The sequence below is a fragment of the Chryseobacterium balustinum genome, assembly GCF_900168205.1.
In the GTDB taxonomy this organism is placed as follows: domain Bacteria; phylum Bacteroidota; class Bacteroidia; order Flavobacteriales; family Weeksellaceae; genus Chryseobacterium; species Chryseobacterium balustinum.
Window position 1 is genome coordinate 1 of sequence record NZ_FUZE01000020.1, and the last position, 15,974, is coordinate 15,974.

Consider the following 15,974-nt stretch of genomic DNA (forward strand, 5'->3'; position numbering starts at 1 on the left):
TGGTCATTTTGGACCGGAAAGTGGTGGTCACTTTGCTCCGAAATCAGTGGTCAATTTACTCCGAAATTAGGTGGTCAATTTGACCGTCTTTTCCACACAGGAAAATAGAAAAGATACTTTAAATGCATCTTTTATTTATATTGAAAAAAATGTTGAGCTATTTTCTAGCGATGAAAACTTTACGAAGCAGCTTCAAAATGCAAGTATCATTACTGAACAAAAATTAGTACTCTGTGATAGTCTGCTAAAAGTTAACATTATCTCTGACAAAGAACAGGTTGGGATTGGTGCACGAGCTGAAAATGAAGTTCTAGCTTTTCAAAATGACGAATTTGTAAAGCAGGCAGTGGCACATACTGAGGAGAAAGTTAGAGATTTTGAAAAAAGAAAGAAAAACATTTCTAAATGGGAAATCTATTTCAATCATTCTGGAGATTCTTTTCATGCTCTTTCTGAATTTAATAAAAAATATATTTCATCTTCTAAGCATCATTATTTTTTAGATAAGTATTTTGGAGAAAAAGATTCTGCAGCAAAAGAAAATTTAAAATTTATACATCAGCAGCAGTATTTCCTTTATAATAGCAAATCGCTGGATTTTTGCTTTTCAACTGTTTTTTTTGTAAGACCTCCTCCTTTTTTAAGTTAAAAAACGAGTGTCAATTTTTGTTAGGAAAGGTCAGTTTGATCTTTTCAAATATTCCTTTTTTTTAATTTAAAATTTTATGATAAAAAATTATAAAATACTAAGTGTATTCTTGGTATTATTATTCAACATGTCTGCATATTCTCAGCAGGCAGGAAAGATTTATTTGTCTTCTGGCCGCACTGGTAGAGTTTACGACATTTCTACTGATGTTTTAGTAAATCCGTCATCTACAGTGAGGGCACTCCCAACACCTTTATCAGTAATCAATACAAGTGGAAACAATAGACTAAGAACAAGTAATTTGGCGATAGGATATGATGCTGTTGCAGGAAATAGTGCCCAACTGGTATTTTTTCACTCTAATATTTCAAAAAATACTGCTTTATACAAGAATGGAAATGCAGTAGGAACTGTGACTCTTCCTGAGGATATCGGAGGAATCGGAACCAATAATGTAATAGGCCCTTATTTTGGATATACCTACGGTTTTAAAAGTCTAAACAAAAATTTATATAGAATCAATCCAAACCCGGATCTTGTAGGAACAATTACTGCGGCTGTACCAACAGATACAGATTGGGAAAACGGAACATCTTTTGGGACAGATACGTTTTACGATTATCAAAATAATATTTATACTTTTATTAATAATGGTGGAAATCGATTTTTGTATAAAATATCGATAGCAAATCTAAAGGCTACAAAAGTGGTGCAACTTGCGAATGCGACAACACCTTCAACTGTTGATGGGATTCAAGGAATGGCATATTTGAATAATACAGCTTATATAGCAACTATTACCACTCCTTCAACCGGAAACTCTAGAATTACCGTTAGAGGAATTAATCTGTCGACGGGTGCTATTACAACACTGTCTATTTATGAGTTTAATGAAGCTTCGGCGAATATAGATCTGGCATCGGTAGATTATTTTGTGCCGTTTACTTTTACTTGTGGGTCGATTGCATTTCTTAATGATACGCCCTATGTTGCAGGTGCTTCTTCTACCCGAACTTTAAGAGTTCCGATAGCTAATGTATATACTCCAGGCAATTATACTATGAATATAATAGGTACTGGTGTTAATACAGTTCATAATACAACGATTACAAGTGCTACCACTCACATTGATATTCCAGTAGCATACAGTGGTTTGGGAAATGGGGGTAATTCTGACCTTACCATTGATTTGAACGGGAGTACAACCTCTTGTGTGTACAGTACATTTGTAGACAAAGACACAGATAAGGATGGCATTAGAGATATGCTAGATTTAGATTCTGACAACGATGGTATTCTTGATATTTTTGAATGTCCTGATTATGTTGTTAATCAGCCTTTTAATGCGAGTAGTGGTACAACGATTAATTTTTCAGCACCTTCTGCAGATTTAGGGTTTATTTTCGATGTCTTTACTTTAGATAATTCTTTTAATTTAAATATCAACGGAGTAAAACTTGCGGTCAATGAAATTCAGTTTCAGCCGGATCAAACAGATAATATAAGATTTGCTGATGGAAGTCGTTACGGAAAGGGAGGTATTCCTCAGATTTATAATATGATTGGAACTTCTACAAATCCTTTGGTGAGAATTATCATTCATAAAAATGGCAGTATCAACATGTATGGCAGTAAATCTGGAGGGGGGAAATTTTTTCCTTTAGAACTTTATAATGGAAATAGTTTTAATACCATCATTTGGAATACTTCGGGCGCAAACAGTGTTACATTAAGCCAATCTGTTGTAGGAACTACTTACATTACAGGTAATGGATATGGTGTGAAACATGGTTTCTGTGATCCTGATAATGATGGGATTTCTAATCAGTTTGATGTAGATTCAGATGGTGACGGTTGTCCCGATGCAATAGAAGGTTCTGAAAATGTAAAATATACACAGGTTCATTCTTTGAGTCTTCTCTCGTCAGACCCAAATTACAAGTACAGAGGTCAGATTAAGGTTTTAGGTGATGGAATAACTTCCGGTTCTCCGAGTCACGTTATCAGTACAAAAGCTGAAGGATACGGAGTTCCTCTTTTGGTCAATAGTACTCTCGGAAATAATACCAATACTGCAGGTGTGGCAGATAATACAGATGGAACAGTTGATATCGGACAGGGAATCGGTAATTCTCAAAATGCAGCACTTAATGACTGTAAATGTTACAATATTCCAAACACGACAACTGGAACAGATAATCCTACACAACACGGAATTACAGCTTTCAATAGAGCGGGAGCCACTAATTCAAACTGGCCCATGTTGAGAAATAATGGTTGGACGGCGCTTGAGGCAGATACAAAAGCTTTAGTCATCAATAGAATGCCGAGCAGTACAACAGGAGCAAACGCTGGCGAGCCACTTTCGGGACTAAATCCTGCTATTATGGTACCAGTAATGGGGATGATGTATTATGATACTACCAGCGATTGTCTGAAAATTAATACAGATGGTACCAGATCAGGATGGAAATGTTTCAATACTCAGTCTTGTCCTGCTGAAAATTAATTTAAATCTAAAAAAATGAAATTTATATATTCAATAATTCTAGGAATTTCTTCTATGGTCACTTTATCTGCTCAGGTAGCGATTGGGAAATCTTCTTTAACAGTGCTTCCCTCTACATCTACGCCAAATCCTTCTATTTCTTTGGAGTTTGGATCTGGCTTTAAAGGCTTAATTTTACCTTGGGTGACCAATGCAGGTCTCGTAAGTCAGCATCCTACTGCAAACCAAAAAGGCGGTGCTTTGGTTTTGGATCGTGCCGATCGTAAAGTAAAGTTATCCAAAAACAACGGTACTTGGGTTGATTTAACGGTTCATAGCAATGAGTTGCCTGCAACAGCAGGTAATTTTACAATAGATGCTGCTTTACAAACTGATGCTTCTTATGCTGAAAAAACGGAAGCTAAATCTCAGATTGGAGGAAGTCTTTCAGATGTTACTCCTGGTATTTTGGTTTTGGCAGATACCAACAAAGCAATGATTCCACCGTTGGTTGAAAGCCCCGAAATCAATATTAAAAGTCCAGCTCCGGGAATGATGGTTTTCGATCCTGTTAAAAAATTATTTTGTGTTTATAATGGCACAGTTTGGTCGTATTGGAGAGCAAATTAAGAAGTTTTTATAAAACATCTATTTTATAATTTAAAATCCTAACCACTTCATTTTGAAGTGGTTTTTTGTTGTGTGAGAAAATTAAAATTTGTAAATTTGCAATCTCTTTTGGCGCTAAAAATTAAACATATTACAGTAAAATATTGAAAATCAGCTCTTTCGTTAATTTGGAAGGGTCTTCTGTGTTTTAACTGTAATTGCGATTTTTCGTCGTTAGATAAAATAAAAATATTTTGCATTACACTGTGAAAAGATATACCAGTGTTGCAGTTAGAATTTGATAAAGATATAAAGTTAAGGAATTGAGGTTCTTACGTGAGCGCCAAAAACACTTTTACCTTTTTACTTTTACCTTGTTTCTTTTCATTCTGATATTTTTGAATAAAAACAAAATATTTTTTAACCCTTTCTTAAAAGTTTTATGAGTAAAACAGCATCAACAACTAGGGGAGTTGAGAGAATTAATTTCTCTTCAGCTAAAGGAAAAATCATTACTCCGGATTTCTTAGATATCCAGTTAGAGTCATTTAAAGATTTTTTCCAGCTAGACACACTTCCTGAGGACAGAAAGAAAGAAGGTTTGCACAAAACCTTCCAAGAAAACTTTCCTATTACCGATTCTAGAAACCAATTTGTATTGGAATTCTTAGACTATTTGGTAGATTCTCCACGTTATTCTATTAATGAATGTGTGGAAAGAGGTTTAACGTATTCCGTGCCTCTAAAAGCTAGACTTAAATTATACTGTACTGACCCTGAGCATGAAGATTTTCAGACGGTTGTACAAGATGTATATTTAGGCCCGGTTCCTTATATGACCGATAGTGGATCTTTCATCATCAATGGTGCAGAAAGAGTTATTGTTACGCAGCTTCACCGTTCACCTGGTGTATTCTTCGGACAAACTTACCACGCAAACGGAACAAAACTATATTATTCAAGAATTATCCCTTTCAAAGGATCTTGGATGGAATTTACAACCGATATCAACAGCGTAATGTACGCGTATATCGACCGTAAGAAAAAATTACCTTTAACAACTCTATTAAGAGCAATCGGTTTTGAATCTGATAAAGATATCCTTCAAATCTTCGATCTTGCTGAAGAAGTGAAAGTTTCTAAAGCAGCCCTTAAAAAAGTAGAAGGTAGAACTTTGGCTGCGAGAGTATTGAACACTTGGTTCGAAGATTTCGTAGACGAAGACACTGGTGAGGTAGTTTCTATCGAAAGAAACGAAATCATCTTAGATAGAGAAACAATTCTTGAAAAAGAGCATTTAGACCTTATTATAGATGCAGGTGTGAAATCTATCTTGATTCACAAAGAAAATGCTAACGAATTCTCTATTATTCAGAATACGTTACAGAAAGACCCTACTAACTCTGAAAAAGAAGCAGTAGAATATATTTACCGTCAGCTAAGAAATGCAGATCCACCCGATGAGGAAACTGCAAGAGGAATCATCGAAAAATTATTCTTCTCAGAGCAAAGATATTCATTAGGTGAAGTAGGACGTTACAGACTAAACAAAAAGTTAGGTCTTAATATCCCTACTACAACTGAGGTTCTTACAAAAGAAGATATTATTGCGATTGTAAGACACTTAATTGAATTGGTGAACTCAAAAACAGATGTTGATGATATTGACCACCTTTCAAACAGAAGAATTAAAACTGTTGGTGAGCAATTAGCAGGGCAGTTCGGTGTAGGTCTTTCGAGAATTGCAAGAACAATCAAGGAAAGAATGAATGTTAGAGATAACGAAATCTTTACTCCACTTGATCTTGTTAATGCTAAAACTTTAACATCAGTAATTAATTCATTCTTTGGTACCAACCAGCTTTCTCAGTTTATGGACCAGACCAACCCTCTATCAGAAATCACGCACAAGCGTAGACTTTCTGCTCTAGGACCTGGTGGTTTATCAAGAGAAAGAGCAGGTTTCGAGGTACGTGATGTTCACCATACTCACTATGGTAGAATTTGTCCTATCGAAACTCCTGAAGGACCAAACATTGGTTTGATTTCATCTTTAGGTATTTATGCTAAAATCAATACTTTAGGTTTCATCGAAACTCCATATAGAAAAGTAAACGAAGGTACTGTAGATCTAAATGCAGATCCTATTTACTTAAATGCAGAAGACGAAGAAGATAAAGTAATTGCTCAGGCAAACGTTGAGTTGAATGACAATGGTACATTTATTACAGACAGAATTATTGCTCGTCTAGATGGTGATTATCCTGTAGTAGAGCCTTCTGAAGTTAACTTGATCGACGTTGCTCCAAACCAGATTTCTGGTATTTCGGCTTCATTAATTCCATTCTTGGAACATGATGATGCGAACAGAGCATTGATGGGATCAAACATGATGCGTCAGGCAGTTCCTTTGTTGAAGCCACAAGCTCCAATTGTAGGTACAGGTCTGGAACAACAAGTTGCGAAAGATTCTAGAATCTTAATCAATGCTGAAGGTAAAGGTACTGTAGAGTATGTAGATGCTGATAAGATTACCATTAAATATGAAAGAAGCGAAGATGAAGATTTAGTATCATTCGAATCTGCTACAAAAACATATAACCTTACGAAGTTTAGAAAAACTAACCAGAGTACAACAATTACCCTAAGACCAAACGTAAGAGTAGGTGATGTAGTGGAAAAAGGACAAGTACTTTGTGACGGTTATGCTACTGAAAAAGGAGAATTGGCTCTTGGTAGAAACTTAGTGGTTGCGTTCATGCCTTGGAAAGGTTACAACTTTGAGGATGCAATCGTAATCAACGAAAAAGTTGTACGTGAAGACTGGTTTACTTCTATCCACGTAGATGAGTATTCTCTTGAAGTTCGTGATACCAAATTAGGTATGGAAGAATTGACAGCAGATATTCCTAACGTTTCTGAAGAAGCTACAAAAGATCTTGATGAGAACGGAATGATCAGAATCGGTGCTGAAGTAAAGCCTGGTGATATCATGATTGGTAAGATTACGCCAAAAGGTGAATCTGATCCTACTCCTGAAGAGAAACTTCTTAGAGCAATCTTTGGTGACAAAGCTGGTGATGTAAAAGATGCTTCATTGAAAGCAGATTCTTCATTAAGAGGTGTTGTTATCAACAAGAAATTGTTCTCTAGAAACATTAAAGATAAAAAGAAAAGAACTGAAGAAAAACTTAAACTTGAAGAGATTGAAAACACTTACAAGGCTAAGTTTGACGAGTTAAGAAATAGTTTAATTGAAAAATTAAATACTCTTGTTAGCGGTAAAACTTCTCAGGGAGTTACCAACGACTTAGATGAGGAAATCATCGGTAAGGGTATGAAATTTACTCATAAATTATTGACTTCAGTTGAAGATTACGTTAACGTAAGCGGTGCAGATTGGACTGTTGACAACGATAAGAATGAATTAATCAAACAATTAATTCATAACTATAAAATCAAATTCAACGATATTCAAGGAGTTAAAAACCGTGAGAAATTCGCAATTTCTATCGGAGATGAGCTTCCAGCAGGTATCATGAAGTTGGCTAAAGTTTATATCGCTAAAAAACGTAAACTAAACGTTGGAGATAAAATGGCAGGTCGTCACGGTAACAAAGGTATCGTTTCGAGAATCGTTCGTGAAGAAGATATGCCATTCCTAGAAGACGGAACACCAGTAGATATCGTATTGAATCCACTTGGGGTACCTTCTCGTATGAACATCGGTCAGATTTACGAAACTGTTTTAGGATGGGCAGGTAGAACATTAGGATTGAAGTTCGCTACACCAATCTTTGACGGAGCTACTCTAGATCAAATTACTGAGTACACTGAAAAAGCAGGAGTTCCTAAATTCGGTCACACTCACCTTTATGATGGTGGTACCGGAGAGAGATTTACTCAGGCTGCAACGGTAGGTATTATCTACATGTTGAAATTAGGACACATGGTAGATGACAAAATGCACGCACGTTCTATCGGACCTTACTCATTGATTACTCAACAGCCATTAGGAGGTAAAGCTCAGTTTGGTGGTCAGAGATTCGGAGAGATGGAGGTTTGGGCTCTTGAAGCATTTGGAGCATCAAATATCTTGAGAGAGATCCTTACTGTGAAGTCAGATGACGTGATTGGTAGAGCAAAAACTTATGAAGCGATTGCGAAAGGAGAAGCAATGCCTGAACCGGGTATTCCTGAATCTTTCAACGTATTACTTCATGAGCTACAAGGTCTTGGATTAGACGTAAGATTGGAAGAGTAAATTAAGATTTAATTATTAAAAAATTAAAGCATTAATTAAACTCAGAGATAATAAGTGGGGGAGAATTTTAAATCTCTCAAACTTTTAATCTTTTAATCAAAAATTAAATTATGTCATCAAATAAAAATAAAACAAGTAGTTTTAATAAAATAACCATCGGTTTAGCTTCTCCAGAGTCTATTTTACAAGACTCAAGAGGGGAGGTGCTTAAGCCGGAAACTATTAATTACAGAACGCACAAACCTGAAAGAGACGGTTTGTTCTGTGAAAAAATCTTCGGTCCTATCAAAGATTACGAATGTGCTTGTGGTAAATACAAGAGAATTCGTTACAAAGGGATTGTTTGTGACCGTTGTGGTGTAGAGGTTACGGAGAAAAAAGTACGTAGAGAAAGAATCGGACACATTGGTTTGGTTGTTCCTATTGCGCACATTTGGTATTTCCGTTCTTTACCAAACAAAATCGGTTACCTTTTGGGTATTCCTTCTAAGAAATTAGATATGATCATCTACTACGAGAGATATGTTGTTATTCAGCAAGGTATCGCTAAAAAATTAGATGGTTCTGATTTTGACGATAAAGAATTCCTTACAGAAGAAGAATATCTTGATATCATGGATACTCTTCCTGTAGAAAATCAATATCTTGATGATGCAGATCCAAACAAATTCATCGCCAAAATGGGTGCTGAAGCTGTAGAAGAATTGTTGAAAAGAATTGATCTTGATTCATTATCTTTCGACTTGAGACACAAAGCTCACAACGAAGGTTCTAAGCAAAGAAGAACTGAAGCTCTAAAAAGATTAAACGTAGTAGAAGCATTGAGAGGTGCTAATACTAGAATGATCAACAGACCAGAGTGGATGATTATGCGTGTGCTTCCTGTTATTCCACCAGAATTAAGACCATTAGTTCCATTGGATGGAGGACGTTTCGCTACTTCTGACTTAAATGACCTTTATAGAAGAGTTATTATCAGAAACAACCGTTTGAAGAGACTATTGGAGATTAAAGCTCCTGAAGTAATCTTGAGAAACGAGAAGCGTATGCTTCAGGAATCAGTAGATTCATTATTCGATAATACAAGAAAATCTTCTGCAGTAAAATCTGAATCAAACAGACCATTGAAATCACTTTCAGATTCATTGAAAGGTAAGCAAGGTCGTTTCCGTCAGAACTTACTAGGGAAAAGGGTAGATTACTCTGCACGTTCGGTAATTGTTGTAGGTCCAAACTTGCAGCTTCACGAATGTGGTATTCCTAAAGATATGGCAGCTGAACTTTACAAACCGTTTATCATTAGAAAACTAATTGAAAGAGGAATTGTAAAAACAGTAAAATCTGCAAAGAGAATTATTGATAGAAAAGAACCAGTAGTATATGATATCCTAGAAAACGTGATGAAAGGTCACCCTGTTCTATTGAACAGAGCACCTACCCTTCACAGATTGGGTATTCAGGCTTTCCAACCTAAGATGATCGAAGGTAAGGCTATCCAACTACACCCGTTAGTAACAACAGCATTCAACGCCGATTTCGATGGTGACCAGATGGCGGTACACTTACCGTTAGGACCAGAAGCGATCCTTGAAGCTCAGTTATTGATGTTAGGTTCTCAAAACATCTTGAACCCTGCAAACGGTTCTCCTATTACGGTACCTTCTCAAGACATGGTTCTTGGTCTTTATTTCATGACCAAAGAATTAAGCTCTACAGAAGAGAAAAAAGTATTGGGTGAAGGTTTGGCATTCTACTCTCCTGAAGAAGCGGAAATCGCTTATGCAGAAGGTAGAGTTTCATTGAATGCTAAAGTAAGATGTAGATTACCAATCAAAGAAAACGGTGAAATCACTACGAAATTAACTGAAACTTCTGTTGGTAGAATCTTATTTAACCAAATCGTTCCTAAGCAGTCAGGATATATTAATGAGCTTCTTACGAAGAAATCATTAAGAAATGTTATTGGTAAAGTACTTGCTGATACAGACTTTCCTACAACGGTGAAGTTCTTGGATGCAATGAAAGACTTAGGGTATTCAAATGCATTCAAAGGCGGTCTTTCGTTCTCATTAGGTGACATCGTAGTTCCTGTTGAGAAAAAGCAAATGATTGCTACTTCTATTGAAACGGTAGACGAAATTAGAGCCAACTATAACATGGGTCTAATTACAGATACGGAAAGATATAACCAGGTAATCGACGTTTGGACAAACACCAACGCAGGATTAACTGAAATGATCATGAGCAGAATGAAAACTGACCAAGGTGGTTTCAACTCTGTATATATGATGCTTGACTCTGGAGCAAGGGGTTCTAAGGAACAGATCCGTCAGTTATCAGGGATGAGAGGTTTGATGGCAAAACCGCAAAAAGCTGGTTCTACCGGTGCGGAAATTATCGAAAACCCGATTCTTGCAAACTTTAAGGAAGGTCTTTCCATCTTAGAATACTTTATCTCTACTCACGGTGCTCGTAAAGGTCTTGCGGATACCGCTCTTAAGACTGCCGATGCGGGGTACTTAACGAGAAGATTGGTAGACGTTGCACAAGACGTTATCGTTACAGAAGACGACTGTGGAACATTGAGAGGTACAGAAGTTACTGCACTTAAGAAAAATGACGAAATCGTTGAAAAGATTTCTGAAAGAATCTTAGGTAGAGTTTCTTTACATAATATTTATGATCCTGAAACGGATGAGCTAATTGCTCATGCAGATCAGATTATTAATGAATCTTTAGCTAAAAAAATAGAAGAAATCGGTCTTGAAGCAGTTGAGGTTCGTTCACCACTGACTTGTGAAACTAAAAAAGGAATCTGTGCTAAATGTTACGGTAGAAACTTAGCTACAGGTAAACCTATTCATATGGGTGAAGCTGTAGGGGTTATTGCTGCACAATCAATTGGGGAACCGGGAACTCAGCTTACGTTGAGAACTTTCCACCAAGGGGGGGTATCTACAAACGTATCAGAAAATCCTTCAATTTCTGCAAGAAGAGACGGTATCGTAGAATTGGATGAGGTAAGAACAATTACTTCTGAAGACGAAAACGGTAATACTACTGAAGTAGTAGTATCTCGTACAACAGAATTTAGATTAGTTGCTGATAACGAAACTAGAACTCCACTAATGGTAGCTAACGTACCTTACGGTTCTCAATTATTAGTTAAATCTGGTGATAAAGTGAAAAAAGGAGATATCATTGCAAAATGGGATCCTTATAACGCGGTAATTATTGCAGAAACTGCTGGTAAAGTAGAATACGAGGATATTATTCAGGGTATTTCATTCCAGTTGGAAATTGACGAAGCTACAGGATTTGAAGAGAAAGTAATTTCTGAATCTAGAAATAAGAAAGCTGTACCTACATTAAAAGTAGTAGATTCTAAAGGTGTTGAACAAAAAGGTTACAACTTACCGGTAGGAGCCCACTTAATGGTAAACGATGGTGAAAAAATTAAGGCTGGTAAAGTCTTAATCAAAATCCCAAGAAAAGCTGCTAAGACAGGGGATATTACTGGAGGTCTTCCAAGAGTTACCGAATTATTCGAAGCAAGAAACCCTTCAAACCCGGCGGTTGTTACAGAAATCGATGGGGTAGTTTCTTACGGAAAAATCAAAAGAGGTAACCGTGAATTAATCGTTGAAGCTAAAACTGGTGAGAGAAAAATTTATTTAGTTAAATTATCAAACCAAATCTTAGTACAGGAGAATGACTTCGTAAGAGCTGGTTCGCCACTTTCTGACGGTTCAGTTACTCCAGACGATATCTTGAAGATCAAAGGGCCAACTGCGGTTCAGGAATATTTAGTAAACGAAATTCAGGAAGTTTACCGACTACAAGGGGTAAAAATCGATGACAAACACTTCGAAATCATCGTAAGACAGATGATGACAAAAGTATCAATTGTTGATGGAGGTGATACTCAATTCCTTGAAGCTGCTCTTGAGCACAAATACGATTTCTTAATGGAAAACAACAGAGTATTTGGTCTTAAAGTAGTGACAGAAGCTGGTGATTCTAAAGAATTCAAACCAGGACAGATGATTACTGCAAGAGAACTAAGAGACGAAAACTCTAAGTTGAAGCGTGAAGATCAGGCTTTAGTTGAAGTAAGAGAAGCTTTACCTGCTACTGCAACACCAGTATTGCAAGGTATTACAAGAGCTGCTTTACAAACTAAATCATTCATGTCTGCAGCATCGTTCCAGGAGACAACTAAAGTTCTAAACGAAGCAGCAGTTGCTGGTAAAGTAGATAGCTTGAATGGTCTTAAAGAAAATGTAATTGTAGGTCACAGAATCCCTGCAGGTACAGGTCTTAAAGAATATCAAAATGTAATTGTAGGTTCTAAGAAAGAATTCGAAGACCTTAACTAAAATTAATGATTTGAAATTTGAGGTTTGAAATTATTTTTATATTTTCACAATCTCAAATTTCATTTTTAAAAATATAACTTATACAATGGACAATCAAAATCAAAACAACGATCCAAACAACATCAACATCCAACTTAACGAGATGGTAGCTTCAGGGGTTTACTGTAACCTTGCTTTAGTAAACCACTCTCCATCTGAGTTTGTAGTAGATTTTATCCAGCTTATGCCAGGTGTACAGCAGGCTAATGTGAGATCAAGAGTAATCTTGGCTCCACTTCATGCTAAGAGAGTTTTAGCTGCACTTCAGCAAAACATCACAAACTACGAGCAACAATTTGGAGAAATCAAAGAAGTTGAGCCTTTCGTATTAGGAGGAAACAACGTTAACGCTTAAGATTTTTTCTTATCATATAAGAATGCCTCAACGAAAGTTGGGGCATTCTTTTTTTTATAACATATTAACTTAAACAATAAATTATATGTTGTTCTTGATCATTTTAAATTATATTTGCTAGGCAAAGTTGAAAAAATATGAAAGATGAACAATTTATCTTCGAAAAATTCGGATTTTTAGGAAATGATTTTCTAGAAGAAATTCAGAAGCATGCCTCTAGGGTTAAAATAAAAGGAAAAACTGAAATTCTTGCAGAAGGAAGCAAAATAAAAACTATTCCTTTTGTAATAAGCGGAAGCTTAAAAGTATATGCACTAAATGACGGAAGAGAACTCATTTACAACTATATAAGATCCGGCGAAACTTGTTTAATGAGTTTTTCAACCATTTTTAATGACTTTGTAAGCAGGGTATATGTGGTTTCAGAAGAAGAGACTGAGGCATTAATAATACCAGCTCCTGTTTTATTAGATTGGCTCATCAAATACCCCCAAATTAATAAGCTTTTTTATTACGAATTTGATCTTCGTTTTACAGATATTATGAATATGGTGAACGATGCGGTTTTTCATAAACTAGATAAAAGAGTTTTAAATTATATAAGACAACAAATTTCTATCACCGGAAACAATCCCATTAAGATTACTCATAAAGAAATTGCCAATCATTTAGGAACTTCCAGAGAAGTTGTGAGCAGAGTTTTGAAAAAAGTAGAGAATGAAGGCGAAATTATTCAAACAAAAGAAGGTATAAAAATCCCTATTAATGAGAATGTTAGATTGAACTAATAAATATTATTTAATATTTTTAACAATCCGATTGATAAAAACAATTCACTCGGTGACTTTTGTCACCTGTTTTTAGAATTATAAGTGTATAAGTTTGTCATACGAATAATAAACAATTATGTGTATGACAAAAACTTTCCTTTTTTTGTCAATATTTGCTTCAGGTTTTGCTTTTGCTCAGGAAGACCTCTTGAAAGATATTGATACCATTCAAACAAAAAATACCGAAATTTCACCGCCTGCATTCAAGGCACTTCAGATTGTTACCGGCCAGTCTACAAAGCTTACTGCAAAAAACGAATGGTACATTGTTGTAGCACACCGTTTTGGTGATGTAAGCAAAGGATTCAAAGATTTCTTCGGATTAGATGATGCTTCCACAAAATTGGGTGTCATCTATGGCGTAACAGATGGCCTTTCATTAAGCCTTTCGCGAGAAACCAATTTAAAAACCTTTGAAGGCGGAGCGAAATATAGATTGATTAAGCAAAGCGAAAATTTTCCGGTTGATATTGTGGGATACAATGTCATGGCGGTAAATACAGACCTCAGCAAAGACAATTATCCACATCTGAAGTTCGGAGACAGACTTTCTTATCTTACCCAGGCATTAATTTCAAAAAGATTTAATGAAAATTTTTCTTTACAGTTAACGCCTTCTTATGTTCACAAAAACCTGTACGAACCAATGATTGAAGATGAAAATCAATTCTTAACAGGTTTAGGCGGTCGTTATAAAATATCGAAAAGAATCTCGATTAACGCCGAATATTTTGTGAATTTCGACAATCACAGTTTTTATAAAAATCCTTTATCAATTGGTATGGATTTAGAAACCGGGGGACACGTATTCCAGCTTTTGTTTAGTAATTCCCAGTTGAATTCAGATATTGGTTATCTCACAAATGCTACCGGAAAGTGGGAGAAAGGGCAGATTTTCTTTGGGTTTAATCTTTATAGAGTTTTTTAAATATGAAAAAAATGATGTGCATTATTTTACTGGCATTGATATCAATTGCCTGTGAAAGCAGAACCTACGAAGAGATTTCAGATAAAACGCCGATTGCAGAATTGGTAACTTATAATAAAGATGTTAAACCGGTAATTGATGCCAATTGTATTAGTTGTCATTCAGCAGGAGGTGCAGCTTCGTTTCAACCATGGACAAGCTACAACCAAGTGAAGAATAATATTGATAAAATTATTGACAGAATTAACAGACCTATCGGTGACCCTCAAAAAATGCCTCAAGGCGGAAGTTTATCACCGTCGCAAATTGCAATTATCACAAATTGGAAAGCCGATGGGCTCACCGAAAATTAAAACAATTAATATGAAAAATCTGGTATTATTAATCATCACATTAGGTTTTGTAAATATTGTTTCGGCTCAGAAATATTCAACGAAAACAGGTAAAGTAACATTTGAAGCGTCGGTACCTTTATTTGAAGATGTTTTTGCGCAAGATGACAGCAATATTGCTATTATCAATGCTGATAATGGTGATTTTGCGTCTGTTTCTACCGTTAAAAACTTCCAATTTAAAGTGAAATTAATGGAAGAGCATTTTAACGAAAATTACGCAGAAACTGCAAAATATCCGAAGACAACTTTTAAAGGAAAAATTGTAAATTTTGATAAAACGAAATTAACCGCATCCCCTCAGAAATATACAGTTCAGGGAACATTGAATTTTCATGGAGTTGATAAGGCGGTAAATTCTACTGCGACAATTTATGCTAAAGACGGAAAAATTTATATGCAGGGAACTTTTGTGGCGAGACCGGCTGATTTTAAAGTGACTATTCCTAAAATGGTCATGAAGAAAGTTGCAGAAAATGTAAATGTTGAATATAATTATGTACTGTCAAAATAATGAAAAATATACTTTTTATTTTAAGTTTCATTCTGAGCTTTACGCTAATGTCGGCTCAGGAAAAAGCAAAATCTATTTTTGATATTGCCAGAAACGGGACTGTTACAGAGGTAAAAGAACTGATGAAACAGAATCCCGATGTGATTAATCAAACCAACGAAAACGGATTTTCACCATTGATTTTAGCTTGTTACAGAAGTAATATTGAAGTTGCTAAATTTCTTATTGACAATGTAAAAGATGTGAACTACAAAAGTGGTGAGGGAACTGCTCTTGCAGGGCTTGCCGTGAAATATAATAAAGACTTGGTAGAATATTTATTAATTAAAAATGCCGATCCGAATATTGCTGATTCTACAGGTTTCACTCCTTTATTTTGGGCGGTAAAATTCGGGAATAAAGAGTTGGCAGAATTGCTACTGAAGCACAAAGCCAATAAATCAATAAAAGATTCACAGGGAATGACTCCTTTTGAATATGCTTTACAGACAAATAACAAAGACCTTATCAATTTATTAAAAAATTAA

The 15,974-nt window shown here is 35.7% G+C and carries 11 protein-coding genes; all 11 read left to right on the forward strand.

Translation table 11 applies throughout. The annotated features are described in order from the left end of the window. The first annotated feature begins 79 nt into the window (after positions 1 to 79). A complete protein-coding gene (locus tag B5X64_RS17490) occupies positions 80 to 649 on the forward strand; it encodes a hypothetical protein (protein WP_123920673.1) in 570 nt (189 codons plus the stop codon). A 76-nt stretch (positions 650 to 725) separates the two neighbouring features. Beyond that, a complete protein-coding gene (locus B5X64_RS17495; RefSeq protein WP_079466471.1) occupies positions 726 to 3,158 on the forward strand; it encodes a thrombospondin type 3 repeat-containing protein in 2,433 nt (810 codons plus the stop codon). Between the two features lie 15 nt (positions 3,159 to 3,173). Then, the gene (locus B5X64_RS17500; RefSeq protein WP_079466472.1) at positions 3,174 to 3,767 is read left to right on the forward strand and encodes a hypothetical protein; all 594 of its coding nucleotides are present in this window, start codon (positions 3,174 to 3,176) and stop codon (positions 3,765 to 3,767) included. 421 nt (positions 3,768 to 4,188) lie between these two features. Continuing rightward, the gene (rpoB, locus tag B5X64_RS17510) at positions 4,189 to 8,010 is read left to right on the forward strand and encodes a DNA-directed RNA polymerase subunit beta (RefSeq protein ID WP_079466474.1); all 3,822 of its coding nucleotides are present in this window, start codon (positions 4,189 to 4,191) and stop codon (positions 8,008 to 8,010) included. A gap of 110 nt (positions 8,011 to 8,120) precedes the next feature. After that, complete coding sequence (rpoC, locus tag B5X64_RS17515) at positions 8,121 to 12,389, forward strand: DNA-directed RNA polymerase subunit beta' (protein WP_079466475.1); 4,269 nt, start codon at positions 8,121 to 8,123, stop codon at positions 12,387 to 12,389. Between the two features lie 85 nt (positions 12,390 to 12,474). Next, positions 12,475 to 12,783 (forward strand): DUF3467 domain-containing protein, encoded by a 309-nt coding sequence (locus B5X64_RS17520; RefSeq protein WP_066676059.1) that lies wholly within the window; start codon positions 12,475 to 12,477, stop codon positions 12,781 to 12,783. Between the two features lie 137 nt (positions 12,784 to 12,920). Then, positions 12,921 to 13,571 (forward strand): Crp/Fnr family transcriptional regulator, encoded by a 651-nt coding sequence (locus B5X64_RS17525; RefSeq protein WP_066676057.1) that lies wholly within the window; start codon positions 12,921 to 12,923, stop codon positions 13,569 to 13,571. A gap of 124 nt (positions 13,572 to 13,695) precedes the next feature. Continuing rightward, positions 13,696 to 14,541 carry a DUF5777 family beta-barrel protein gene (locus B5X64_RS17530; RefSeq protein ID WP_079466476.1) on the forward strand — a complete coding sequence of 282 codons (846 nt, stop codon included), beginning with the start codon at positions 13,696 to 13,698 and terminating at the stop codon, positions 14,539 to 14,541. Between the two features lie 11 nt (positions 14,542 to 14,552). After that, positions 14,553 to 14,894, forward strand: a complete 342-nt coding sequence (locus B5X64_RS17535; protein WP_228418979.1) for a c-type cytochrome — start codon at positions 14,553 to 14,555, stop codon at positions 14,892 to 14,894. A gap of 10 nt (positions 14,895 to 14,904) precedes the next feature. Continuing rightward, complete coding sequence (locus tag B5X64_RS17540) at positions 14,905 to 15,447, forward strand: YceI family protein (protein ID WP_079466531.1); 543 nt, start codon at positions 14,905 to 14,907, stop codon at positions 15,445 to 15,447. Further along, positions 15,447 to 15,974: an ankyrin repeat domain-containing protein gene (locus B5X64_RS17545; protein WP_079466477.1), complete on the forward strand. Its 528-nt coding sequence runs from the start codon at positions 15,447 to 15,449 to the stop codon at positions 15,972 to 15,974. The genes B5X64_RS17540 and B5X64_RS17545 overlap by 1 nt, the downstream gene beginning before the upstream one ends.